The organism is Ornithinibacillus bavariensis (assembly GCF_050433565.1).
GTDB classification, from domain to species: Bacteria; Bacillota; Bacilli; order Bacillales; family Amphibacillaceae; genus Ornithinibacillus; species Ornithinibacillus bavariensis.
In genome coordinates this window covers 55,684-82,602 of sequence record NZ_JBNPWZ010000002.1, presented here as the reverse complement: position 1 = coordinate 82,602, position 26,919 = coordinate 55,684, and the positions used below count along the sequence as shown (strand labels likewise).

Sequence of the window (26,919 nt, the reverse complement as noted above, 5' to 3'; positions counted from 1 at the left end):
AATGTGCATGGAACAAACTAATATTAATGTGGAGAACCGAATGAAACATTATAATGTAATAGGTCTTAGCATTGCTTTACTAAACAATTATGAGATCAGTTTTACAAAGAACTTTGGTGTACTTGAGGCAAATTCTGAAAGAAAAGCCGATAACAACTCTATTTTTAGTGCATGTTCCATAAGTAAATTTCTAACCGGGTTACTAGTAATGAAACTAACAGAACAAGACATTCTTAATTTAGACGAGGATGTAAATCAACAATTGATATCCTGGAAGGTTCCTTGCAATGAGTTTACAAAAAACAAAAAGGTTACATTACGACACCTACTTAGTCATCAATCTGGTATCATCGATCCTAAAGGTAGTTTCACAGAATTTAATTCTTCCTTTGGAGTACCCTCTATCGTCGAACTATTAGAAGGAAAAACACCATATTGTAAAGTCCCTATTGAAGTAAAACAAGTTCCTGGTAGTGAGTTTTCTTATTCGGATGCCGGTTATTGTGTCATTCAACTGCTAATTGAGGATGTTACTGGAAGACCTTATGGGGAAATCGTCAACGAATTCATCTTTACCCCATTGAAAATGAACCATAGTACCTTTAACACTACCAAAATTCCAAAAGAAACCATATCTAGTGGTCATAACAAATATGGTAGCTTAGTTAATGGAAAAATCCCTATCTATCCATACCCTGCTGCTTCAGGATTATGGGCAACTGCTTCAGACTTGGCAAAATTATTGATAGAACTAATGAATGCAATAAATGGGAAAAGTAAACTTGGAATCTCTAAAAGAACGGCAAAAGAATTCATTAGCCCACAGGGTGGTAAAAGCTGGACTGGATTAGGCTGCTTTTTAAGTGAAACAGAAAATGGGTTAGAGATTTCATCACTTGGTTGGGGTATTGGTTTTCAATGTATGTTGGCAGCATATCCTTATATAGGAAAAGGTGTCGTTATAATGACAAATTCAGAACTTGGTGTTCACCAAATGGAAGGAATTATTGGTGAAATTTATCATGCAATTGATTTTTAAAAAAGACTCTCCTCGCACTATTTTCCTTAGTCCGAGGAGAGTATTCTATTAAACCGAATTTAAGAAAAAGCTTATATTATATATCTATTTTAATGCCAACTTTTTCGCCATCTAAAGTAATTTTTTTCATCTCAGGATCCATAGCGAAAAACATTTCTTTTAATAATAGGTTTCTTTCTAATAATAGCCTATGTTCTTCAATTACTTTTCTCATTACTTCATTTACGTTAAACGTAATATTAATCCTACTATCGACAGGTAAATTTAACTCCTTTCTGTAAAGTTGAACTGCTCTAATCAACTCACGAGCAAGCCCCTCCTTTCGTAGTTCTTCATCCACCTCTGTGTTTAGGAATACAGTATAGGTATCATTCTTAGTCATCTCTAACCCATTTTTTGTTTTTTGCCTAATTAACAAATCCTCTATTCCCAATCTCAGCGCATTTCCAGCCTCTGATAAATAATCGAAATAGCCTTTTTTAATAATCCTTTTACATTCTTCTTCTGACAGTTCTTTTAATAGCATTTGCACTATTCTAATATCTTTTCCTAGCCTAGGACCAGCAGTTGAATAATTTGGCTTGACTTCATATTCAAATAGGTCCTCAGCATCACTGATTTCTTTAACAATAACCTTCTTTACGTTTATCTCATCTCGGATAATTTCACTATACTTTAATAAAAAGCTGATATGTTGTTTTTTCCCAACAATAATTAATTCATAAAGCGGCTGTTTCGTTTTTAGATTTGCTGTATTGCGAGCACTACGGGCAAGCTCAATCACTTGAAGGACTCCTCCCATCTCCCTTTCTAGCTCTAAATCGATGTAATCTTCTCTGATGACAGGAAAATCTTCTAGATGGACACTGTTTCCTGTCAATACACGATGAATATCATCAGTAATAAACGGAGTAAATGGTGCAAGTAATCTACTTAACGAAACCAATACTTCATATAAGGTATGGTAAGCAGCTAGCTTATCATCATTCATTTCCTCACTCCAAAAGCGGTGTCTCGAACGGCGAATATACCAGTTACTAACCTCATCCACAAAAGAGGCTATCTCTCTTGCCGCAGGGTTAAATGCATAATCATCAAGATGGCTAATAACGCTTTTAATAACTGTATTTAATCTTGTTAAAACCCATTTATCAAGTAATGTCTTCTTACCTTGACCATGTTTTTTAGGAATGAAGTGATCAATTTCGGCATACAAGGAGTAAAATGAATAAATATTAGCGATTGTATCTACTAATTTCGACTTTGCCTGGCCCACAATATTTGCTGAAAAACGTTTATTAGTCCATGGCGCACTGTCCACTAGTAATGACCACCGTAATGCATCTGCACCGTATTTTTCTACTAACTCCATTGGATTGATTACATTTCCCTTGCTCTTTGACATTTTCTGACCATCCTCATCTAAAATATGGCCTAGAGATAGGACTCGTTTATAAGATGGCTTTCCAGAGAATAGGGTTGATACGGTCAATAGACTATAAAACCACCCACGTGTTTGATCGACCCCTTCAACGACAACATCAGCAGGAAATTGATTTTCAAATAGTTCCTTATTTTCAAATGGGTAATGGTACTGTGCAAATGGCATGGATCCACTATCAAACCATACATCAACTACCTCTTTTGTTCGCTTCATTTCCCCGTTACAGGCTGGACAAAAAAGTAATACTTGATCAACATATGGCTTATGGAGTTCCAGGTTTTCAGAAACCTTACCCTTAGCATTTTGTTTTAAATCTTGAATACTTTTTGGTGTGTACTCATAGTTGCAGCTATCACAAATCCACACATTCAGTGGGGTTCCCCAGTAACGATTTCTACCTATATTCCAATCGACTATATTTTCCAAGAAATCACCAAACCGGCCGTGTTTCATATGTTCCGGGTGCCAATGAATCTGTTCATTATTTTGAATGATTTCCTCTTTTATTTCAGTTGTCTTGATAAACCATCCTTCCATAGCATAATAGAGGAGAGGTGCGTCACAGCGCCAGCAATGGGGATAGCTATGTTCATATTTTTCCTTAGAGAATAATAATCCTTTTTCTGAAAGCATTTTGATGATTGCTACATCACTATCTTTGGCAAATTTACCTGCAAGTATCCCAGTTTCCTCTGTATAACATCCTACTTGGTCAACTATATTAACAAAATCTAACCCATTTTCTTGAACAGTACGATAATCATCTTCCCCATAAGCAGGCGCAAGATGAACGATACCAGTTCCGCTAGTTACGGTAACAAAATCTGCTGCGACCACGACATGACCTTTATTTAATTTTAAATAATCGAAAGGTGCCTCGTAATGGAGTCCGATAAACTCACTTCCTTTATGATTACTTAGAACCTCATAATCATTTTTAAAAACCTTTTCTACTAGATTTTCTGCAACAATATATACGTTATCATTCTGCTTAACCTTTACATATTCCAAATCATTATGAACTGCTAAGCCAACATTGGCTGGAAGTGTCCATGGTGTTGTCGTCCAGCCAAGGAAATATTCTTGATTAGTGCCCTTTACTTTAAATTTTACTGTCGCTGATAAATCTTTTACATCTTTATATCCTTGAGCAACCTCATGGGAGCTAAGTGAGGTTTGACAGCTAGGACAGTACGGTGTTACTCGATGTCCCTTTGTAAGTAATCCTTTTTCATGGATGGTAGCTAAGATATACCAAACACTTTCAATATAATTATTTTCCAAGGTAATATATGGGTTATCCATATCAACCCAATAACCGATAGCTTCAGTAAACATGCGCCATTCTCGTTCATAATCAAATACACTTTTCTTGCATTCTGCGATAAACTTTTCTACTCCATAAGCCTCAATATCCTTTTTACCTGATATACCAATCTTCTTTTCTACTCCTAGTTCTACAGGCAATCCATGTGTATCCCACCCTGCTTTACGAATCACTTGATATCCTTGCATCGTTTTGTACCTACCGATAAAGTCCTTAATGACTCTTCCCAATACGTGACCAGCATGAGGCATTCCATTTGCTGTCGGAGGTCCCTCATAAAGCACAAATTTTTCTCTCCCCTTACGATTTTCAATTGACTTCTTAAAGGTTTCCTCTCTTTTCCACAGGTTACTTAATCGCTTTTCTCGTTGTACTGCAGATTCACTTTCCCTCTCATTTCCCATTCATTTCCCACTCCTTTTTTCATATTTAAATCTAGTCGGTAAAAAGCCCTTAGTCTGTTTAAGCAATAAAAAAAACCCGTCCCTATATAGGGACGAGTTTTACCCGTGTTACCACCCTGATTCTAGATTCCGCCAAAAAATTACGATTATCTAGCACTCCTTCAACGTACAAACATACGCGATCCTTTTAACGGCGGATACCCGGAAAAGCTTAGCTTACAAGTTTCAGCTTTCCTTCTCAGAGAGGATATTCAACATGAACGGAACATTGACTTTCACCAAAATGTCAACTCTCTGTGGTTCAGTTCTCATGCCTACTCATTCTCGTCAACGAATTTAACCGACTTAATATTAAAAATTAGATTAAACTAGAGGTTAATTTTTGTCAAGATAATTTATTAGAATAATTTGTGTTCGGAAAGAAAAGCTATAACCGTGATGATAATATAAAGGAGATCTAACATGGATTACAAAAATATCACTGTAGCTGGAAGTGGAGTTTTAGGAAGTCAAATTGCCTACCAAACCGCATATAAAGGATTTAATGTTTCTGTTTTTGATATTAACGACGAGGCAATTGAAATAGCAAAGGATAGAATACAAAAGCTGAAAGCACGCTATCAAGAAGATCTAGGAGCTACACAAGAAGAAGTAGACAATGCTTACAACCGCATGAATTTTTACAGTGATTTGTCTAAGGCTGTTTCTTCAGCAGATCTCTTGATCGAAGCCGTTCCAGAAGTTGTTGACATTAAGATGGATTTTTATAAAAAGCTAGCACAAGTTGCTCCAAATCATACGATATTTGCAACCAATTCTTCTACCCTTTTACCAAGTCAATTTGCAGAAGCAACAGGAAGACCAGATAAGTTCCTTGCTCTTCACTTTGCCAATGAAATTTGGAATAACAATACTGCAGAAATCATGAAACATCCAGGTACCGATGAAAAAGTTTTTCAAGATATTATTGAATTTGCCAAGGCAATTGGGATGGTTGCCCTTCCTTTGTACAAAGAACAACCAGGATATATCCTGAATTCCCTGTTAGTTCCCTTTTTGGAGGCAGGTCAAAAACTATTAGTGAATGGGATTGCCGATGTAGATACCATTGATAAGACATGGATGATTGCAACTGGAGCACCACAAGGTCCGTTTGCAATTCTGGATGTTGTTGGAATTAGAACAGCTTATAATATTACAGTAGCTAAAGTGAAAGCAACCGGGGATGAAGAGTTTCAACGTATGGCAGATTTTCTTAAAACAGAGTATATCGATAAAGGAAAACTTGGAATTGAAACAGGAGAAGGATTTTATAAGTATCCTAATCCAATGTTTAAGGATCCTGGCTTTTTAGATAATTAACAGTTAACCGCTTCCCCTCGTGAAGCGGTTTTGCTATTATGACAGTGCTTATATAATCCATTCCCCCATGGTTTAGACAAAAGGTTGGCTATTATCACGCATCGATTAAACTCTTTTCAATGGGTTTTCATTGAGTTCGGCTTTTGGAACGTTTCTATTAGACATATTTACTCTTTTTACCATTGAGTTTGTCTATTAGAACGTCTCTATTAGACATACTTACTCTTTTTTCATTGATTTAGTCTATTAGAACATCTCTATTAGACATAGTTACTCTTTTTTCATTGATTTAGTCTATTAGAACGTCTCTATTAGACATACTTACTCTCTTTTCATTGATTTAGTCTATTAGAACATCTCTATTAGACATAGTTACTCTTTTTTCATTGATTTAGTCTATTAGAACATCTCTATTAGACATAGTTACTCTTTTTTCATGGAATTAGGCTTTTAAGGTAACCAGAAAAGTACTTCTATCCTCATGTTTCAGACCCTTATTTAGTATCCTTACTCACCTGATGATTTTTCCGTTCCATTGCTTTAAACAACACTTTTAATAATGGAGGTATAGCAAAAAAGATAAAAAAGGTTCGAAATAGCTGATATCCCGATACCATCGATAAATCCGCATTAATTTCATGAGCAATAATTCCCATTTGATCCATTCCCCCAGGCGCGAGGCTCAATAATGCGGTAGCATGTGAGACATCGTGAAGAACTGTTAATAATATACTAAGTAAAATGGATCCTACCATAAGCAGAATTCCACTTCCAATTGCAAGTGTAAACGTCCATCCTTTTTTGACAATTTGATCTGTTTGTAGCATAAGGCCAACATGGCTCCCAATCATAAGCTGTGCTAAATCGACAACGGCTGCCGGTAAATGGGGGCCTGCCACACCAGTGAGCTGCAATAATGCTGTTCCGATAATTGGACCTAATAAATAGGCGGTAGGAAAATGTATTTTGTTTCCACCTATTGCGAACACAATACACACCAGTGCAAAGAATACTATATTCGGAAACATTCCGACTGAATCCACAGTGGTAGTCGATACTTGGTCCCCTGATACATTGCTAAATATCGGTAACATAACTAACAGTGGCATAGAAATGACAATAATCATGAGTCTTAGAACTTGAGTGATGGTGACAACTGCGAGGTTAATACCCTTCGTCTCCTCAGCAAGCATAATAACCTGCGTGAGCCCTCCAGGAATACTTCCAAGTAATGCCGATTGAAAATCTATCTTTGATACCTTTGATACTAAAAAGGCAATTCCCGAACACCATAGCATCAATAGAATTGTTAGCAAAAGCATAGAAGGCAACTGCTCAGCCATTTCTTTAAGAGCTGCAGAAGTCATCGATAGTCCAATTGTATAGCCTACTATTATCATTCCACTATCTCGGAGTTCACTCGGCCATGTTAAGTTCCATTTCATTACATTTTTACAAATCACCATTACAAGCATTGGCCCCAGTAGCCATGGGACAGGAATATGCAATAAGCTAAACAAAGCTCCGCCAACAAGTGCAGCAAGAGCAGTAATCATTATTTTCTTCAAGTCTTTCATAAGCTGCGTCAAATGTAGTGCCTCTCTTCTTCTAATAAGTGAAATAAATTGATATTAATGACATTGTCATCATAAATCTTATACTTATATCAAGCAAATAATCTGCATAATTTATGACAAATGAAAAAGCATCGACCCTTTTTTGGCAATGCTTTTCATATAATAAAAATATTAAAATCTGAATCACAAATCTAGATCAGTAGCTAGTTCATACACAATCCTTCCAGCAACAACTGTTTTAACTGCTTTAGCTGCAAGCATTTCCTCTGAAGTTCCTTCGAAAAGATCCCGGTCAAAAATTGAGAAATCAGCCAAATAACCTGGCTTAATCAAGCCCTGTTCATGTTCCTTGCAGATTGCTTGTGCGCTACCAAGCGTATATAACTGAACCGCTTGAAAACGTGTTAATTTCTCACCTGGCAAATAGCCATCATGTGATTCATAAGGCTTCTTACGTTCAACGGCTGCATAGATAGTTGCGATAGGATTAATATCCTCTACCGGTGCATCCGTACCTGCAGCACACATGAATCCATGTTCCAACAATTTTTTCCAAGCATAGGCCCATTCAAGCCGATTTTCTCCTAGCCTATCAATCACCCAAGGAAAGTCAGATGGTACAAATGCTGGCTGTATATCAATTACTACCCGCAGTTTCTTCATTCTTTCTACTAAGTCTTCTCTTAACAGACAAGCATGAATTAATCGGTCCCTTTTTCCATTAGTTAACGGATATTTTTCCAAAATAGTTAATAGTTGTTCTGCCCCCGCATCACCGATAATATGAACTGCAACCGATTCATTGTGGGTTCGCGCAAGTTTTACCAGCCTTTCCAATTCATCATCTGACTGGATTAATAGCCCTTTATTATTAGGCTGATCAGCATATGGGTTTGATAATGCAGCAGTTGAGCAACCTAAGGCCCCATCAACAAAAATCTTCATCGCTCCAAGTTGGATAAATGAGTCATTATATATAATATTATCTTCCATCATTTCTTCAAAAACTGACTGATGTCGTAATAGATTTACCCGAAAATGCTGTTTCATCCCCACCACTCGTTGATAAGCAGTTAATGGGTTTTTATAATTACCAAAATAACTCATATCCTCCGTATGTCCACCGGTTAAACCATATGAAAGCATATCCTTAATTGCAAGGTCAAGGGTATTTGTGAGTTCATCCACATATGCCTCGCCTTCCTTTAGAATTGCCTCTGTTACAGGATTGGCAGCTTGCTCATATAATAGTCCATTTAACTTTCCATCTGCATCTCTACCAATCTCGCCACCGAAAGGAGAAGCACTTGATTCGTCATACCCTCCAGCCGAAAGTGCTGCTGTATTTCCTAGAACTACATGATGACAAATTCTGGTCAATAAAATAGGCTCTTTTCGAATAGCATCAAGTTCTTGTATCGTCGGAATGCGATTATCTGGAAAATTATTTTCATTCCACCCTTCACCGAATAACCATTGGTTCTTCGGTGTATTCTTTGCTGCCTCTCTTATCATCCCTAGCATTTCATCAGTTGTAGTAGCCATTGATAAATTAAGACGAGTTAATTTCTGTCCTTGATAAATAATATGTAGATGACTGTCCACGAAACCAGGATACATCGTTGCACCGTTTAAATTATATAATTCATCAGCCTGTTTAACTAGTTCTTCATAAGATCCTACCGCACTAATTCTGTCTGCCTCTACAAGAACTGCCTCAACTGTCTCATTTTCTCTTTCCATTGTATAGATTGTTCCACCATACCAAAGCTTTCTCACTGCAGATTCCTCCCTAACTTCTATTGAATTTCTTTATATCGCATAACTTGTATGTTTGAACTTGCACGGTGCGTATTAGCCTTATATTTAATTAAAGAATTAAATCTGTCAAGCAGAGAAGAACGTATTTTAAAAAAATTCCAGCAATAGGCATATGACCACTTATATTCATAAAAAAACGGCTATCCCTCTGTAACGGACGCCGTTCTTTCGTTAATTATTCATTTCTGCTATCATATCCAACCATTTTACATCTGCTTCTAAATGCAGTAGTGCACCTTCTATTAGCATCTTCATCGTGAAATTATGAGAACTAGTCATTTGTTTTTTCAAATGTGTCAGATGAAGAATATCCTTAATGATGGTTTCCTTTTGATTTCTAATCATGACCTGCTTATTTTCATAGGAAACATGATTCGCACAAAGAAACTTAAAATAAAATTCGTCTTTAAATAAAGACCTTCCAACAGGCTGCTCTAACCAGTCCCAAAGTTCCTCTTTACCAGCATCGGTAATTGTATATAGTTTTCGATCCTTTTTATCATGGCCAGGAGTTTCAACTAATCGATCTCGTTCCAAACGATCAAGGGTGGTATAGACTTGACCAGCATTTAAAGGCCACATCCCTTGCACCATTTCTTCAAAACCCGTCTTTAATTCATAGCCATGTCGCGGTTTTTCATACAATAGGGCAAGTAATGAATGTTTTACTGACATGATGATGATCCCCACTTATTCATAATTTATCGCTGCCTTTATTGGTATTCGTGATGCTGAATTACTAGGTAGCCATGAGGCAATAAGCGTGAAGGCAATTCCTCCCGCCATAGCCAAAGCTAAACTAGTCCACGGAATCGAAAAACTAAGAAACATTGGTGCTTGCTTTGAAATTGCATTTAAATAAACAACCAAAATTCCATATAATGTTCCAACAATAACACCTGTAATACCAATGAATAAACCTTCTGCCATAATCATAAATCTGACTTGCCACTTTGTAAATCCAAGTGCTCTCATAGTTCCAAGCTCTCTCGTACGTTCTAGCGTATTCATAAATAATGTATTACTGATACCAATTGCAGATATCGCAATAACTAGCAATAGTAGACCCTGCATCAAATCATTCATTCCCGTTATGCCACTTTTTGCCTGCTCAATGGTTGAGCTCATTACGTCCACATAAACGATAGTTTCTCCAAAGATATTATCTAGTCCTGACAATATGATAGGAATTGAGTCCTCTTCTGCTACATCAACTACAAGATGATAGTTCCATGGCCAATTTAGGATATCTCTGACAACTGCTTCCTCAACAAATCCAACATAGCTTGTGTAGTGAGAGGTCTCAACAGTACCTTTTACGAAAAATCTACCTTCACTAGCAGGTGTATTCAATGTGATAAGGTCGCCAATATATCCGCCCCATTCTTGAAGTGCACGTTCACCAACATAGATAGAGGGGTATTCACTATTCTTATCCGTTTTTTCTATTACATTAAACATATTTTCCCCGTCTAAATCTGAAAAGGAGATAATCGAAAACTCCCGTATAGCATTACGTTGAGTATGCCATGTCACATTCGGTATCTCTGCGTAAGAATAAACCTCGGATATATCAGCCAAACCGTTTACCCTTTGTATATCCGTATCGGTCCATGGTGTTTCTTTCTCTATAATTATATCCCCACCGAATGTCTCTCTTATATCATCTTCCATGCCTTCTGGTAATGATTTTAATGCTGCACTCATAAAGAGGGCTAAGCTTACACCGATAGCAAGCATGGCTGCTGTATTCGCATTACGATTAACAAATTGGTGTATCGAACGTACTGCCTGTTTCCCTGAAAAACCAAAAATCCTCTCTAAAATAGGACTTAGTACAAATTGAACTATTTTCATCCATAATGGAAATAGAAGAACAAGCCCAACGAATAAGAATAGAAATGCCCATACATTATCAATTAATCCGATTCCAGTACAAATTGCCCCTAGAATTATTCGCGGTATATGTAGCTTATTTAAGGTACTGAATGAAACATTCTTATTAAACATTGCCTCTAGAATTGGGGTATTTGCCGCTTTATATAATGGTAATGCTGCAGCAATAAATGGGAAAATCAAGCCAACAAGAGATGCTGTGATTAAAGGAGTAATGATTTCCACATGATGGACTATATCCTGTGTGACAATTGCAGTGATTAACATATCCTGAACAACAAATCCAAGCCATATTCCTATGCCCAATCCAAACAGAGTTCCGAGTACTGCAAGAAAACCAACTTCCTTTAAAACTAATTTAAACACATTTCCCTTTGTATATCCTAAGCTTTTCATAATAGAAATCTCTCTTTTACGCTCAACAATACTTGTATTAATCATATTAAATGCAATAAATGCACTGATAAAGATAGATAGAATAGCGATAAGATCAAAGACAAAATACATACCCTCAATATCATTATATTGCTGTGTATCTAGAACAATGGGCTGAACAAATAAGTTAGTATCTTCTAATTTTAATTGATAGGATGATAATAATTGACTCTTATCCAGAGCATTCTTCACATTAAACCGGTACTCTGAAATTTGGTTGTTCATTCCAGTCCATCCTTGGAGTACTTTCAAAGGTACAATCACTCCAAAATCACGGAATAATGCTTCATCCATTGATTCAGGGCTATTGATTATCCCTCCCTCGTTAACAATTGCTGTTATTGTCAAACTACCCATGCCCTGAAACATTACTTTATCTCCAAGATTTTTGTTCCAAAGGTCAGCAGCATTTTCCGTTATAATGAGTCCTTCCTCCGTAATGTCTCCCTCTTTAACTGGTAATTCAATTAGTCCATTTTGAAGGTTTGAGATGCCGATAAATCTCACTGTAGTCTGTTCTGGATATTCAGTGTCCATGTCTACAAATCCACGCTTCGTTAAGATTCTAACCTCACCAGCTAATTCATCTTTTTCCAGGACTCCATCCAATTCACTTTCCGAGAAAAATCGTTCATTTCCTTTAATCCGAAAATCTGCATTTCCAGCAGTTAATTGCTCCTGCTCATCCATTAGATTAAAAAAGGTTTCCTTAGCTATTAACATACTAGTCATTACAGCTATACCTAGTACTACAGCAACAAGAGTGAAAAAGAATCGCTTTTTATGTCTAGTCACATTACGCCATGAAACGCGAAAGGAACTTAGCATAGTCCTCATCCTCCCTTTTCACTTCCGCTTCCATTACGCCATCTTTAAATAATACAATTCGATCTGCATACCCTGCTGCAAACATGTCGTGTGTTACCATGACTATAGTTTGCTTTCTCTCTTGATGAAGCCTAGCTAGTAAATCAAGAATGTCACTTGCCCGTTGTCTATCCAAGTTACCAGTAGGCTCATCTGCCAAGAGGATTGAAGGCTCATGAATTAGCGCTCTTGCAATGGCGACCCGTTGCTGCTGACCGCCGCTTAGTTCACTAGGAAATCGTTTTTCATATCCGACTAAATCAACATCCTGTAGCAGTTGTAAAACCTTATCCGGTGTAACTTTTTTACCATCCGCATGTAAAGGGAAAATAATATTTTCATAGACGGTTAATGTAGGTAGCAATTGATAGTTTTGAAAAATCAAGCCAATTTTTTTACGTCGTAGAATCGTTCGTTCTTTTTCTGATTTTGTAGTAATATCAACTCCATCCAATTCGATTGTTCCAGTCGATATGGTGTCAAGACCAGCTAATAAATGGAGTAAAGTTGTTTTGCCAGATCCACTTGGCCCAATAATACAAACAAACTCCCCTTCTTCAACTGAAAAATCGACGCCCTTTAAAATAGATATCTCTTCTGTTGCAGTTTTATAGTTTTTCTGCAAACCTTTCACTTGTATCATCACTATTCACCTCCTTGTTTTGATGGAAATATGGTATAGGACCACGAATATATAAAATCAATAATAAATACTAATCCCCAAACCTGTGATATCCCATATAATACCTCGTTCGGATAAGGAGTGTTTTCTACATTGGATGTTCCTATCCAAGATAAATCTGTAAGATAAGAAATTACTTTCTCGATACTACCCAATCCGATATACCAAAAGATAGCCTGAGCACATACAAAGATAACGAAATGTATCATGGAACTGTATCGATATTTTTGTGCAATATATCTGGGATCCTTCTGTTTCCTCATTAATAATTTATCTTCTTCAGTTAGTAAATCGATTCCACGCCAATTTCCTATTTTCAATCTCATATAACGATCCAGTTTTTTAAAATCGCCGATTCCAAATGTACATGCATAGATGACAAAGATAGTAATAACAATTTGAAAAGTGGAAATTTCTCCAGTCTCTCTGTATAGAACAACTGCTAAAGCAGCCTCCATTAAGAGCAATACAAGAAATAAAAATAAAAATAGTACACTACTTTTCTTCTTACTTAATAAATACCGTACTATCCCAAATAATAAGATTGAAACAAGAGAAAGTACTTCTAATAAAATAAAAATTTCCCATTGATAATCGAGTAAAAACTGCATCAATCTCCCTCACTTTTTATATACTGAGTAAATATATACTGAGTATATATTTACTCAGTATATATGTCAATAGAAAAATAATTTAATAATAAACAAGATTTTCAGTGCGTGATGATTAGTAACCCTCATCTACTATTTCTTCCAAAACAAAAAGCCTGCCCTATAGTTAGGACAGGCTTTAGTATTTCTTTAAGCTAGCTCATATAAATCTATCTCATCTGGCTTGATGGTCTTTATTTTCTTGATGAAATAGTAATGCTTAATAACAGCAAGTAGAACCATGATAATCCTTACCAAAAGAATCTTCACAAAAATAATTGATAGCAAAATAAAAAAATCAGCTATTAAATTAATCCGGATTTTTTCCATCCTTGTCATCGCTTTTCTTAAGAAGTATCGATCGACATACCTTTTATAGAAGGAGGTCCGCTTGAACCATTTTTCAAGACGTTCTGAGCTTTTTGCAAAACAATAGGATGCAAATAGAAAAAATGGTCCACCAGGCAATACTGGAAGCACAGTACCCGCTACACCTATTCCAAAAGATATGAATCCAAGTAGAATATACAAAATCCGTTTCATATTCTTCATGATTACCACCTACTATTCGTTATTCTGTCTATATAGCGATTTATGAAAAAAAGGACGTGCGCAAGTAAAAAAGAGATTGCACAAGTCCTAGAAAATTTGGACTGATTTCATGCTACAATAGCCTATAATAAATTAATATATGCTCTAATATCAATTATAGTCATTGTTTGACTTTATAGCAATGAAATCACTATTTCTATTCGTATTAAAGGTGTTCAATTTTATCAAAAATTGGAATCCCTCGTTTTTAATAAATAGCATGCTTTAACTGTTTAACATAGAATAACCGAACAATTAAAAAATAAATGATTTGAATCAAGGCAAAACTACCTAATACAAATGTTGCTTCCTTCATTAAATTAAAGTCAAACATGTGAGATAAAGCAGTTAATGCAACTGCTCCGTGAATTAACGCAACAATAATTGGAGCAAAAAATAACAAGGCAGTCTGTCGATTTACTATTTTTTTCAATTCATTTTGTGTTAAGCCCATTTTAGCAACTGAACCAAACTTACGCTTATCATCTTCCAAATCTGAGTATAACCTAAAGTACAGAAAGCTTCCTGCTGAAACAAAGAATACTATACCAATGAATAAGCCAATAAATAAGATTGGTCCAAAGGTCTTATTGATTTGATAAACATTATAATCAACGGACTGTGCTTTATACGGGACCTTTTCAGATATCTTTTCCCCAGCTTCAACTACTTTGTCTGTTTGTCCTTTATCCACTTGCCATACATAATACATACTACTTCTTAGTGGAGAACCTAATTGTTCATAATTATTATCTGTAATAATATAGTAACCATTAAACTCCGGTAAAATTTCAGTTTCTATTTTAGCCGTTGGGGTTAGTTCTGCACCATTTTCCAATTTAATAGTAGATTCCATTAGTTGATCACTAGGATTGGAATACGATAAAATTTTCGAACTCTGGTCCACTACAATAGCTTCTTTTTCCCCCGGATGAATCTCTTTTTCACCAACGAGTCTGGCAAAGTTGTTATAATCGGATGCCTTTACAAATAATACACCTTCATCTCTGTATGGAGATGAATAATAATTTAGCGCTATCTGCTTCATCTCAGAATGAATATCTTTTTCATTTAGGATGGCTTGGATTTGATTTAATTCGTTATTAATATCCTTATCCGTATCATCTGCATATGAAAAATACGTGATGGAAAATGGATTTGCCTGTACCATGCCTTTTGTAAGATAAGATTGAAATCCAAATAAAGTACCTATAGCACTAAAAGCAACAGTCGAAATAATCGCTACCATAAAAAATGTCCTAGCATTATCCTTCATTCGAAATGACAAATCTGAAAATAAAAGCATATTCGTCTTTCGCCAAAAAATTGTACGATTCCCTTTTAGTTTTCTTATGATGTATACACTAAGCTGTGTAAATAAAAGATACGTACCGAGTATTACCACTACAATAACTGGAATCATAGCGTAAACGACTAGTGCGCCCTTTACAGTTAAGGCAACTCCATAGCCGATAATTAGTAAGAGTGCAGCAAAAATAGCTAAGAATATATTTGCTTTTGGTTCCCCTTTTGACTGTTTATCTCCTTTAATTAAATCTATCAATTTTTTCGTACGTAGAATAAACGCTACGAACATAGAAATAAACAAGAATAATACCATAAAGCTAATGAATGTAACTCCAATAGCAAGTGATGGAAAATAGAAATTTAGAGATTCATTAACAATTAACACATTTTCAGCAATGAGGAGAACAGCCTTGGAAAATACTAAACCAAGAAGAATTCCACCAACTGTCGCTAGAAACCCTACTAGTATATTTTCCATAAACGCCATTAGCCGGATCTGGGTCGTGGATGCTCCTTGTAGCATCAATAGACCAAACTCTTTCTTTCTTGACTGTAAAAATGAGCTCATCGAGTACAATACAAAGAAGAAAGAAAAGATATAGATGATTCCACCAGCTACTGCCATACTAAAGAGGGCCTTGGAATCTACAGTACCACCTGTAAAAACAGGGTGAAAAGCAAAGTTAGCAAACGTGAAAAAAACCATTACTGTAAATAAACTACTTAAAAAATATGCTACATATAGGCGCTTATTGCGGAGAACATTATTAAACGCGAACTGACGAAAGGTCATTACCATCGCCTCCCATCAAGGAGAGCATGTCTATAATCTTTTGGAAAAATGCTTGTCTTGACTCTCCATGGTGTATTTCCGAATGTAGCTTCCCGTCTCTGATAAAGATAACGCGATCCGAATAGCTAGCTGCCTGTGGATCATGGGTTACCATCAATAGACTAGTTTGTTCTTTTTCATTAATAGAAACAAGCATTTCCATTACATCCTTCGACGCTTTGGAGTCTAGATTTCCTGTTGGCTCATCAGCAAGAAGAAGCTTCGGTTCATGAATCATGGCGCGAGCAATAGCCACACGCTGTGCTTGACCACCAGATATCTCATAGGTACGTTTATTCATAATTGCACCAATCCCTAGCTTCTCAGCAATCGTACTCGCTTTTTCTTTCATTTCCTTTATTCTTGCGCCATCTAGAGTTAATGGTAGAACGATATTTTCTTCAACTGTTAATGTGTGTAATAAATTAAAGTCCTGAAAAATAAACCCAAGCTCCTGTCTACGAAACTTTGCAAGCTCATTCTTTTTAAGCTGATGTGGACTTTTGCCATCGATTTCAACCACTCCTGCCGTTGGCTCATCAATGGTTGAAATAATATTAAGCAGTGTAGTTTTCCCACTACCAGACGGCCCCATTATTGCCACGAATTCACCTTTTTCAACCTCTAAATCAATATCTGTTAATGCTCTATATGCAACCTTTCCTTCGTATACCTTACCTACTTTCTTTATTTTAAGCATAATCGTACTCCTTTCTATCTCGTTATATGTAGTATAGCCCTTCTCAACAGTGGCTAACTATCGATTATGCTTTCATTAACCTTACATTGGTGTAAGGTTTTGTGACTTAGAAAAAACAATCCGGATTGTAGTACCGCGATTTTCCTCAGATTCAAGCTCAATACGATGCTCTAGCCTTTCACTTACCTCCTTCACTAAATAAAGTCCCATTCCTGTTGATTCACGAAAGCTCCGCCCATTTTCTCCGGTAAAAAACTTCTTAAATACACGCTTTTGGTCTACGACAGGAATCCCTACCCCAAAATCCTTCACTTCTAGTATTGCCTTTCCAGCTCGTTCATATAGTGAAATGATAATACTCTTGCTCTTCCCAGAGGAATATTTAACAGCATTATGAATGAGCTGGGACAACATAAAGAAAAGCCACTTTTCATCCGTCTCTACCGTAATCCCTAATTTATCTTCTTGAAGGTGCGGGTATACCTCACTTCGGATGAAAAACCGTTTGTTTTCTTGGTTCACTTCATGTACAAGCTTCGATAAAACAACGGGCTTTATTTGAAAATCTTCCTCTATAGTTCGAAGCCTAGCCATATATAACACGGTATTCAACCCATTCCGCATCCTCTCTGTTTCTTCCCTTATGCTAGACGATTCTGGCTCATCAATGCTTTGTGCCGTTAACTCGATAACAGAAAGAGGCGTCTTCATTTGATGCACCCAGCGGTCCATAAAAAGAATATGCTCCTCTTGACTCTCCTTTGCTCTCTGAAGCTCCTCTTGGTATAGGTGGTATTGTGAACGTAATAATTGATCAAGTGCCTCTGCTATAGACGTTTGATCTGTCCGCTCTAAGGAACCATCTAAGCTATCGATTGGATTAGACAATCGCTTATAATAATACATTCGACTAAACCATCGATATACTAGAAAACAGCTAAATAAAAAGAAGGATAGAAATACCGCATATCCAATTAATTTAATGTTCCGATACCCATCCAACCAAAATAGTAATGGTAGAATGGTACACTGAACACATTGTAGCATGATAAGAAGAACATGATCTCGCAAAAATAGTTTCATCCCTTTGCCTCTTTCCACGTTATTCGTAGTCGATAACCTGCTCCTCTAACTGTTTCAATAGCATCCTCGACACCCAAATCTTGTAGCTTCTTTCGGACACGCGTGATATTAACATTCAGTGTATTTTCATCAATATATGCTTGGTCGTCCCATAACTTAATAAGCAAATCCTCTCTTCCCGCAACACGTGGGAAACGATCCATCAGGCTTTCCATAATATCCGTTTCCTTTTTTGTTAATGTTACGACAGCCTTTCCATATCGCAGTTCTAACCGCTCTGGAAATAATTGAAGACCATCCTGTACTAAAACTCTTTCTTCATGTTTGGAGGCATACTCACCATACGCACGTCGAAGTTGACTTCTAATCTTAGCCATGACGATATCGGGATGAAATGGCTTCGTAATGAAATCATCACCACCATTTTCTAGTGCCATTACCTGATCCATCTCTCCTGTCCGAGCGGAAATGAAAATTACTGGGCAAATCGATTCATTACGGATTTGTCTACACCAATAGTAGCCATCATAGCTAGGTAAATTAATATCTAATAAGACAAGGTCAGGAAGTTCTTTTCGAAACTCTTCCATCAAGTTTTCAAAGTTCTCTGTTAGCGTCACATCATATCCATATTTCGTAATATAGTTTTGCAGATATTCGGCAATTTTCAAGTCATCTTCCACAATCATGATTTTTTCCATATTTCATCCTCCTTCATCCTTTCCCTAAACGGGCTATGAATTGATAAAATCGCAATAAGCTGTTGGTTTAGTTCCTGAAAAGATGTCTTGTAGCCTTCTTTATGCCATTCAATGATGATGCCTATAATTGCATTCGTTTGATAGCTAATTAAATAATCTATATCTATCGCTTGTTCCTTTATAAAGATTTCATTAGTAAGAGAATCCTTCATGAATGACCGGACCGTATCAAAAAACAAATAGTAATACATCATTGGAATTCGTTCATCAAAGATGATTTGGTAAAAGTCTTGGTATTTCTTTACATGATGAAATATTTTAATCATATCTGCTTGGATATTTTCTATATTATAATTTGTCTTAAAAATCGGCTCCTCATAGGACTGCTTTAAATCATTTACGATAACCTCTAGATAGTGCTTAAATACATCATGAACATCCTTATAATGCAGATAAAATGTTCCTCTATTTATATTAGCTAAGCGACACAGCTCTGCTATGGTAATAGCTTCGAGAGGCTTCGTTTTTAGTAATGCTAGTAGTGCATGCCGTAAACTTGCCTGTGTTTTTACAATTCGCAAATCCTTTTTCATATTTTTTTCCTCCATTAGTATACACTTCTTTTAAAAACCGTTGATTAATTAACGGTTATTACATTTTCTGTTGTTTGTACTACTAGTGGTAATGACGTATAATTTTATTGTACAAGTGTTCAATATTTTCTTCAATTAAGAGGAGGAGATTACGTTGAAATTAAAAAACAAAGTAGCGGTGGTTACTGGTGCAGCTTCAGGGATGGGGAAGGCTATTGCAGAACTTTATGCCAAGGAAGGCGCAAAAGTTATTGTAGCAGACCTTAACCTAGAGGGAGCAGAAGAGGTAGTTAAAGGAATTACTGAGAATAATGGAGAAGCAATAGCTGTTCAAGTAAATGTTGCCAAACAAGAAGATGTTGACAATATGATTGATACAGCAGTAAAAAAATTTGGCACACTAGATATTTTAGTTAATAATGCCGGTATTATGGATGGATTCGAACCAGTTGCAGATATTATGGATGAGCGCTGGGATCTAATTTTTGAAATCAATACGAAGGGTGTTATGCGTGCGATGCGCAAAGCAATACCGATTTTCCTCGAAAAAGAATCAGGTGTTATTATTAACACAGCATCAACCGGTGGCTTAAATGGTGCCCATGCAGGTGCGACTTACGGAGCATCTAAGCATGCTGTTATTGGCTTAACGAAAAATACCGGTTATATGTATGCACAAAAAGGTATTCGCTGCAATGCTATAGCACCTGGTGCAGTTGCAACCAATATTTCCGCTTCGATGAAAAATGTTAATCCATTTGGTATGGAACGTACAAAGCCTGTACAAGGAGTCATTCCTCGAATTGGACAACCAGAAGAAATTGCCCAGGTTGCACTGTTCTTAGCATCTGATGAATCAAGCTTTGTAAATGGATCTGTTATTACAGCTGATGGTGGTTGGACAGCTGCATTTTAATACAAATTAAAGATGATTAGCTGAAGGCTAAAACCAAAAGTCCTACGATTTTTCGGTTTTAGCCTTCACTTTTTAACATGAACTGACACCCAAGGATGAACATGCTACTATAAGGATAACTGGTTGAACTAGGGGGATGTTTATGCCGGATTGGTCTTATCATGGAATTTTTAAACCGTTGTTATTTAAATTACCACCAACTATATCAAGGGAGTTCATTCACAAAGGAATGAATAGCATCGCTTCACTCCCATTTGGGATTGGACCTAGGATTATAAATTTTTTAGGTAGAGAAGAAAGCTCTATTTTAATTCGACAAGAAATACATGGGATTGACTTTCCAAATCCTGTGGGTTTATCTGGTAAAATTGATCCACTACTTTCAGGAACTAGGGCGTTTACTAATTTAGGCTTTGGTTTTATTGAGATTGGGCCAATATCCATGGAAATGACAGAAAAATTTACTAGTCCAATTGTGGATCAAGCGAACCAAAAAATATCCTTTCCTCCTAAAATAGAATCTATTGGAATCGAAGAGACTGTTAAAAAAATAAGGAAATTAAAAAAGAAACAACCAATTTTTTTTAGGCTTTCTGGCAATTATCATGAAGTGGTATATATGCTAAAGAAGCTTGATAGCTATGCAGATGGGTTTATTTTAGAGGCAAATTTCAAAGAGACTATAAAACAAACAAATAAACCACTATTTTTAGTTACCTCTCTAGTAAATGAAGAGATTATAGATAGTCCTTTTTCTGGATTACTATTAGAGCACAGATTTGAAGAAGGTAGTTTAGTTGAGAAAATCAAATCGTTACGAAAAATGGGGTATCATGGCACCATTATAGCATCGGGAGGAATCTATGAACCAGAACAAGCCTTACAAGCTTTAGATTCGGGGGCTAATTTGTTAATGCTAACAGATGGCTATATATTTGCAGGGCCTGGATTACCAAAGAGGATTAATGAAGCACTCGTTGATCGTTCTTCGATTCGCCCCTCTCCTCAAGCCGGCTGGTTTGCTTATTGGTTATTTGGCTTGTCCATTTTAATTGGCGGAATCATTGCCTTTATCTTAAGTATTACAACGATAATTCTCCCATATGATGAAATATTTCTTAATATGAAACGTCAAACAATATGGGCTTTTAATGACAGAATTATGCTATTTATGGCACATGACAGAATGACTCTAGCTGGAACCATGATTTCTGGTGGAGTAGTCTATATGCAGCTCGCCAAGCACGGTGTAAAATGGGGATTGAAGTGGGCAAAGCAAGCCATTGATATAGCAGCTATTATTGGATTCCTTGGTATATTTGCCTTCATTGGATTTGGTTATTTTGATTGGCTGCATTTACTATTCTGGCTTATATTACTCCCTTTTTACCTTTATGGTTTGTATAAAACACGAGGAATCCGAGGTACCCCCGCATCTAAGAATAGAAGAAATGACAGAATTTTTAAGAGAGGCATCTATGGTCAATTGGCATTTGTACTTTTAGGTTTTTCCTTTGTTTTGGGTGGAGTAATCATATCATTTATTGGTGTCACCAGCATCTTCGTGTCTACAGATTTAGCTTATATCTGTATGCCAAAAGAAATGCTACAAGAATTTAACGAGAATTTACTTCCGGTATTAGCACATGATCGAGCGGGATTTGGTAGTGCTTTACTCAGTGTTGGCATATTAGTTTTGACTATGTCGCTATGGGGAGTTCAACAAGGAAATCGATGGGTTTGGTTGACCTATTTAATTGGCGGCTTACCAGCATTTTATGCAGGATTATATATACATTTTGCAATCGGCTACACAACATTCATCCATCTACTACCTGCTTATATTGCATTCGTTTTATTTTTAATCGGTCTAATACTTACCTACTCATACTTTAGAAAGCAAGAGTAAAAAAGATACTGCACCCTTTTAAGCTGGACAGGGTGCAGTATTAGTTTGTTGATTATGAATCAGCTGGTGGAACAATCCTATTATTCATACTAGTATAGGAGAGCTATTGGATTGACGTTTTGAACTGGTCTTCACTTCAATTCATCCTTGTTAACTTTTGAAATGGTTGATAGACTTAAAAATTTACTTATTTTCCGCTTAGTCTAAAGCTGAAATAGCAAGGACTTTAGCTTACCAATAAGGATAATATGGGTACCCGTAGCCATACCCATACCCATACGGTCCAATTAAAGAACTACCCACTAATCCACCTAGAACTCCTCCGAGAAACGGTGCGCCAAAGCCGAATCCAAATGGTCTGCCAAATCCAAACCCAAATGGCCTCCCAAATCCAAACGGCCTAAAACCAAATCCGAACGGACGTCTCCCAAATAATCTCTCATCATTTTCCCAAACCTGTGGGTAGCTTCCATCACTTCCCCAAACCTGAGGATAATTACCATCATTATACATACTTTCTCTCCTCCCCATATTTCAAGTAATCAATTGACTAATTGTCAATAGACAACTAACCTAGTCGTTTTTAAAATATGCTAAAATCATGGGTTTGCTTGGGCTACAACCTAAAGACAAAAGTCATTTTTCCTTAAATGGATTTATGCATTTATTTTGATTCATGACATTTCTGTGAAGATTCGTTTTGGATATATGTTTATGATAAAATATACAAAGATTACATGTATAAATGAAATAATTTTATAGGAGTTGAACTATAAGTGAAAAAGAGTTTACTGGCAATTACGAGCATTTTACTTTTCGCCATCTTAGCAGCTTGCAGTGACAGCACATCAAACGAGGATAGATCACAGAACGATATTAAAAAGTTAGTGAATGACTACAGTGTTGGTAACTATGAAGATGTGGATGCTTCCATTACTTCTACTGAGCTTATTGTAACAGACAAAGAAGAGAAAAAGACTACCTATGCCCTACCAGAAAATGAATTTTTCGTATCCATTGCACCATTTGAAAATGAAACACACCCTTGTGCCATTCATAGCTTGACAGGTTGTCAAGGAGAATTAGCTGGAAAGGAATTTGAGGTTTTTATTGAGGATGATGATGGAAATGTTATTGTTGATCAAAAAATGGCATCACTTCAAAATGGCTTCATTGACCTATGGTTACCAAGAGATAAGACATTTGAAGTAAAAATTGGATATAATGGAAAAACTGCCGAGTCCACTATTTCCACCTTTGAAAACGACAATACATGTATTACAACGATGCAGTTACTTTAATTTTAAATATGCACCCAGATAATTCTAGGTGCATTTTCTGCTTTAGCCTCGTGCTTGAAAGTCCATTACTTTATTTACTTTTGATAGGTAAGCCCGAAAAAGAATATAAGCCATTATAGATAAGAACATTCCAGAAATGTACGGTAGCCCAATACTTACTGAGTATAAATAGCCCCCTAATACAGGCCCAATAATTCTTCCTAACGAATCAAATGACGATAAATATCCAGTCGTGGCACCATGGCCAATTTTTGATTTCTTTGTTAATAAAGAAGATACGCTTGGTCGAATAACACCATTTCCTATACCAAAAACAGCTAGAAAAATAGCCGCCGTTACAAAATTATGTGTGAATAGAATTAAACCAAACCCAATTACCGAAATGGAAATTCCCACTTGAATGACTAGCGCTTCTCCATATTTTTTAGATAAAATACCCATAGAGCCTTGAACGGTAGCACTAGCAAATCCCATAATCATGAAAGCATAGCCTAATGATACAGAGTCCATACCTGCTGTCTTTGCCGCAAAATAAGCAAAGGTTGCTTCTAAGCCAGATAATGATAAAGATATAAAAAATTGTAGAAAATACAGCATGGCTAATGGTTCATTTGAAACCTTATTCCATGACTTTTTTCTTTTTTGGACTACTGCTCTTGTTGAAAGATTTAATGATTCCCTTAGGCTAAATAATACAAATATTAGAGTAACAAAGGAAACTGTCCCAGCAATATAGAACGGTGTATGTAAATTAATATTTGTAAACGTACCACCAATTGCTGGCCCAAAAATAAAACCAAGTCCTGTAGCTGCACCAATTATTCCCATACCTTTTCCACGATCTTTCTCTGTTGTAATATCAGCGACATAAGCCTGTACGGTTGGCATATTTGCTGCAGACAGGATTCCACCTATTATGCGAGCAGCAAATAGCATCCACAAACTTGTGGAAATCGCCAATAAGAAAAAGGATAAAGATAACCCAAAAATACCAATTATCATTACTGGCTTACGGCCAACACGATCGGAAATACGTCCCCACATAGGGGCAAATAAAAACTGCATCAGTGAATAGACTGCCATTAACAAGCCAAGCTCAGTAGGTGTAGCACCCATGTCCTCAGCGTAAAATGGAAGAACGGGAATAATGATTCCAAAACCAACCATAACTAGGAACATAATTAAAAATAAAATAGGTAGTACTTTATTCAACTTCAAGATAATTCCACCCTTGTATATGCTTGCAAGTCCATTGTAAACCTAGTAATAAAAAAATAACAGATTAACGAAGATAGATTTTTAAGAAGACAGGTATTCTAGTTAGAAACAAAAAGCATTACTTTAAATAAAAAAATAAGACGTGAGCATTAGCAAAGTAATTTAATGCTCTCCGTCATCAAACAGTCCTTTCTAGGATGTTGGCATTGTATAACGCAGTCTTTTAAATTTCTCATACAAGTATTGAATTCCGTATAATAGATAACATTTATAATGTAAATAAATAAAAAACTGAATATTACTTAAACGTTTCAGTCTTACGATTTTAAGCCTCTTTAAAAAATTCATAATTAAAAAAGCAAAGACTCCGTCAGCTATTACATTAAACAGTACAAATTTCTTGAAGTTACCAAATGAATATTTTAGTATCCATAACGAAATGGGCATGTAAGGACCAATACTAAAGGGTAACTCGTCCCTTAAAAAGAATCTAGGTTTATCGTAAAACTTCCACCACTTTCTTTTATGACCATAAATATGATTTATTATCTCAAATATAACAATAAAAATCGCTGAAACTGAAAAACGTTTAATATGGTATTTACCAAGAAATAAAATTGATAGCCACGGAACAACAAGCAGTAAAACATTAAATAGCAAATGTTTTCTAGATATCATACATAACCCCACCTCTTCATCCTTCTGTTTCTTTTTAAGGTGTCCATTTGCTATAAAAAAAAACAAAACTGTACAATAGTTAGTAGAATGGATTTTCCTGTACATTAATCCAGTAATCACTTGTTTCTAATTCTCCTGCTAATTGCAATAACAAATCCTCTCGTCCTCTCCTAGCCATCACTTGTACGCCACAAGGAAGACCGTCCTCTGTTTGATGCAGTGGAAGACTCATAGCTGGCTGCCCTGTTAAATTAGCTAGTTGCGTAAAAGGGGTTCGCATAAGACTTTTATGTGCCACTTGGTCCACAAATCCTGACTTTTTCAATATTCCACCTAACCCTAGACCTCCAACGATTCGGATGAGCATTTTTTCTAATTTAGTCTGGTCTAACTCCCCTAATCGAGAAGGGGGAAATGCAGTTGTCGGTGTAAGATAGAAGTCGTACTCATCATGAAAATATTCCATTTTTATGGCTACTTCATCCCAAAACTTTAAGCTTGTTAAAAACTCCTCTGAGGATACAGCCTTACCTAGTAAACCTAATATCCATGTTGCTGGTTCTACATCGTTATATGTAACTTTCCTACCGATTATACTTTCAATGGCACGAAAAGTAGATCCAACCTCTGCAAAGTACATCATCATATAGCTATTTGCTAATCGCTTGCCATCAATTGGGGCTACTTTTTCCTCGACTATATGCCCCATTGTTTCTAGGAGCTTAACCGTCTTAAGTACTGCTTCCTTGCATGCTGCATCAACAGCAGAGCCTAATGGTGATAAGGTGGTAAAGGCAATTTTTAATGGCTGTCTAATTGGTGTCTCGGAAGCAAGTAAATAGGATTCGGTATATTTTCGCGCATAAAAGGCATTAGTTCGGTCATATAGATACTGATCCAGCATTGCAGCACTATCACGGACCGTACGACTTAGAATATGGTCAACAGAAGCACCTTGCCACGAACGCCCCCTTTTTGGTCCAACCGGCGTACGACCACGAGTTGGTTTTAATCCAAAGATTCCACAATAGGCTGCAGGAATCCGAATTGATCCCCCTCCATCATTAGCACCAGCAATAGGAACCATACCTGAAGCTACAGCAGCTGCTGAACCACCACTTGATCCGCCTGGTGTATAGTTAATGTTCCAAGGATTCCTTGTAGGTCCATCATGTTTAGGCTCTGTAGTCCCCATCAGTGCAAATTCTGGAACATTTGTCTGACCGAGGATGGTCACACCAGTGCCCTTCAACTGACGAACAAACTCACTATCCTCATTAGCAATGAAATTAGCTAGTACCTTCGAACCCTCTGACATTGGATGACCTTTTGATTCCTGAGAGATATTTTTCGTTAGGACTGGAACTCCGGAGAAGATTCCAGTTTCGAATGCTTCGACTTCCTCCTGATGTTCATAAATTTTGTAAATAACTGCATTTAGCTTAGGATTTTTTTGCTCAATTTCCTGAATAGCAGCTTCTTGGACCTCCTCATGCTTTATCTCTTTATTTTTTACTAGTTCTGCTAGTCCAAGAGCATCATAATTTTTATATTCAAACACAATATCTTCCCCCTAACATCTCTA

Annotated in this window: 21 protein-coding genes and 1 other annotated feature; of the genes, 5 read left to right on the top strand and 16 right to left on the bottom strand. The window is 36.5% G+C overall.

Annotated features, from left to right (window positions below; genetic code table 11):
• Nucleotides 1–7 precede the first annotated feature (7 nt).
• Nucleotides 8–1,039 (top strand): serine hydrolase domain-containing protein, encoded by a 1,032-nt coding sequence (locus HNR27_RS04260; protein ID WP_429338882.1) that lies wholly within the window; start codon nt 8–10, stop codon nt 1,037–1,039.
• 76 nt (nt 1,040–1,115) lie between these two features.
• Here the strand turns inward: HNR27_RS04260 and ileS are convergent, their stop codons facing one another.
• The gene (gene ileS, locus HNR27_RS04255) at nt 1,116–4,214 is read right to left on the bottom strand and encodes an isoleucine--tRNA ligase (protein ID WP_429338881.1); all 3,099 of its coding nucleotides are present in this window, start codon (nt 4,212–4,214) and stop codon (nt 1,116–1,118) included.
• Between the two features lie 85 nt (nt 4,215–4,299).
• Nucleotides 4,300–4,554 (bottom strand) — a binding site (T-box leader).
• 122 nt (nt 4,555–4,676) lie between these two features.
• Here ileS and HNR27_RS04250 point away from each other — a divergent pair.
• Complete coding sequence (locus HNR27_RS04250; RefSeq protein ID WP_429338880.1) at nt 4,677–5,576, top strand: 3-hydroxyacyl-CoA dehydrogenase; 900 nt, start codon at nt 4,677–4,679, stop codon at nt 5,574–5,576.
• Between the two features lie 494 nt (nt 5,577–6,070).
• Here HNR27_RS04250 and HNR27_RS04245 read toward each other — a convergent pair whose 3' ends face one another.
• From HNR27_RS04245 to HNR27_RS04190, 12 genes are all read right to left on the bottom strand, one after another.
• Nucleotides 6,071–7,165 (bottom strand): AbrB family transcriptional regulator, encoded by a 1,095-nt coding sequence (locus HNR27_RS04245; RefSeq protein WP_429338879.1) that lies wholly within the window; start codon nt 7,163–7,165, stop codon nt 6,071–6,073.
• Nucleotides 7,166–7,336: 171 nt separating this feature from the next.
• Nucleotides 7,337–8,932 (bottom strand): amidohydrolase, encoded by a 1,596-nt coding sequence (locus tag HNR27_RS04240; RefSeq protein WP_429338878.1) that lies wholly within the window; start codon nt 8,930–8,932, stop codon nt 7,337–7,339.
• Nucleotides 8,933–9,145: 213 nt separating this feature from the next.
• Complete coding sequence (locus HNR27_RS04235) at nt 9,146–9,649, bottom strand: PadR family transcriptional regulator (RefSeq protein ID WP_429338877.1); 504 nt, start codon at nt 9,647–9,649, stop codon at nt 9,146–9,148.
• A 15-nt stretch (nt 9,650–9,664) separates the two neighbouring features.
• On the bottom strand, nt 9,665–12,133 hold the full coding sequence (locus HNR27_RS04230) for an FtsX-like permease family protein (protein WP_429338876.1): 2,469 nt from the start codon (nt 12,131–12,133) through the stop codon (nt 9,665–9,667).
• Entirely contained in the window at nt 12,102–12,815 is a 714-nt protein-coding gene (locus tag HNR27_RS04225) for an ABC transporter ATP-binding protein (RefSeq protein ID WP_212919993.1), read from the bottom strand. Before HNR27_RS04225 ends, HNR27_RS04230 begins: the two co-directional genes overlap by 32 nt.
• Before the next feature lie 2 nt (nt 12,816–12,817).
• Nucleotides 12,818–13,465, bottom strand: coding sequence for a hypothetical protein (locus tag HNR27_RS04220; protein ID WP_212919002.1), 648 nt, complete (start codon nt 13,463–13,465; stop codon nt 12,818–12,820).
• A gap of 189 nt (nt 13,466–13,654) precedes the next feature.
• The gene (locus HNR27_RS04215) at nt 13,655–14,056 is read right to left on the bottom strand and encodes a YbaN family protein (protein ID WP_212919001.1); all 402 of its coding nucleotides are present in this window, start codon (nt 14,054–14,056) and stop codon (nt 13,655–13,657) included.
• 247 nt (nt 14,057–14,303) lie between these two features.
• Nucleotides 14,304–16,196 (bottom strand): FtsX-like permease family protein, encoded by a 1,893-nt coding sequence (locus HNR27_RS04210; protein ID WP_429338875.1) that lies wholly within the window; start codon nt 16,194–16,196, stop codon nt 14,304–14,306.
• Nucleotides 16,171–16,935: an ABC transporter ATP-binding protein gene (locus HNR27_RS04205; RefSeq protein WP_212918999.1), complete on the bottom strand. Its 765-nt coding sequence runs from the start codon at nt 16,933–16,935 to the stop codon at nt 16,171–16,173. Before HNR27_RS04205 ends, HNR27_RS04210 begins: the two co-directional genes overlap by 26 nt.
• Nucleotides 16,936–17,016: 81 nt before the next feature.
• Nucleotides 17,017–18,018 (bottom strand): sensor histidine kinase, encoded by a 1,002-nt coding sequence (locus tag HNR27_RS04200; protein ID WP_429338874.1) that lies wholly within the window; start codon nt 18,016–18,018, stop codon nt 17,017–17,019.
• The gene (locus tag HNR27_RS04195) at nt 18,015–18,719 is read right to left on the bottom strand and encodes a response regulator transcription factor (protein WP_212918997.1); all 705 of its coding nucleotides are present in this window, start codon (nt 18,717–18,719) and stop codon (nt 18,015–18,017) included. Before HNR27_RS04195 ends, HNR27_RS04200 begins: the two co-directional genes overlap by 4 nt.
• Nucleotides 18,704–19,312 carry a TetR/AcrR family transcriptional regulator gene (locus tag HNR27_RS04190; protein ID WP_212918996.1) on the bottom strand — a complete coding sequence of 203 codons (609 nt, stop codon included), beginning with the start codon at nt 19,310–19,312 and terminating at the stop codon, nt 18,704–18,706. The genes HNR27_RS04195 and HNR27_RS04190 overlap by 16 nt, the downstream gene beginning before the upstream one ends.
• Before the next feature lie 154 nt (nt 19,313–19,466).
• Here HNR27_RS04190 and HNR27_RS04185 point away from each other — a divergent pair, with 154 nt between their 5' ends.
• Nucleotides 19,467–20,228 carry an SDR family oxidoreductase gene (locus HNR27_RS04185; protein ID WP_429338873.1) on the top strand — a complete coding sequence of 254 codons (762 nt, stop codon included), beginning with the start codon at nt 19,467–19,469 and terminating at the stop codon, nt 20,226–20,228.
• A 142-nt stretch (nt 20,229–20,370) separates the two neighbouring features.
• The gene (locus HNR27_RS04180) at nt 20,371–22,137 is read left to right on the top strand and encodes a beta/alpha barrel domain-containing protein (RefSeq protein ID WP_429338872.1); all 1,767 of its coding nucleotides are present in this window, start codon (nt 20,371–20,373) and stop codon (nt 22,135–22,137) included.
• A gap of 231 nt (nt 22,138–22,368) precedes the next feature.
• Here the strand turns inward: HNR27_RS04180 and HNR27_RS04175 are convergent, their stop codons facing one another.
• Entirely contained in the window at nt 22,369–22,650 is a 282-nt protein-coding gene (locus HNR27_RS04175; RefSeq protein ID WP_244853241.1) for a hypothetical protein, read from the bottom strand.
• Nucleotides 22,651–22,913: 263 nt separating this feature from the next.
• Between HNR27_RS04175 and HNR27_RS04170 the strand changes: the two genes are divergently transcribed.
• Nucleotides 22,914–23,438, top strand: a complete 525-nt coding sequence (locus tag HNR27_RS04170) for a CueP family metal-binding protein (protein ID WP_429338871.1) — start codon at nt 22,914–22,916, stop codon at nt 23,436–23,438.
• 42 nt (nt 23,439–23,480) lie between these two features.
• Here the strand turns inward: HNR27_RS04170 and HNR27_RS04165 are convergent, their stop codons facing one another.
• Nucleotides 23,481–24,656: an MFS transporter gene (locus HNR27_RS04165; RefSeq protein WP_429338870.1), complete on the bottom strand. Its 1,176-nt coding sequence runs from the start codon at nt 24,654–24,656 to the stop codon at nt 23,481–23,483.
• A 757-nt stretch (nt 24,657–25,413) separates the two neighbouring features.
• The gene (locus HNR27_RS04160; RefSeq protein ID WP_429338869.1) at nt 25,414–26,895 is read right to left on the bottom strand and encodes an amidase; all 1,482 of its coding nucleotides are present in this window, start codon (nt 26,893–26,895) and stop codon (nt 25,414–25,416) included.
• Between the last annotated feature and the right edge of the window lie 24 nt (nt 26,896–26,919).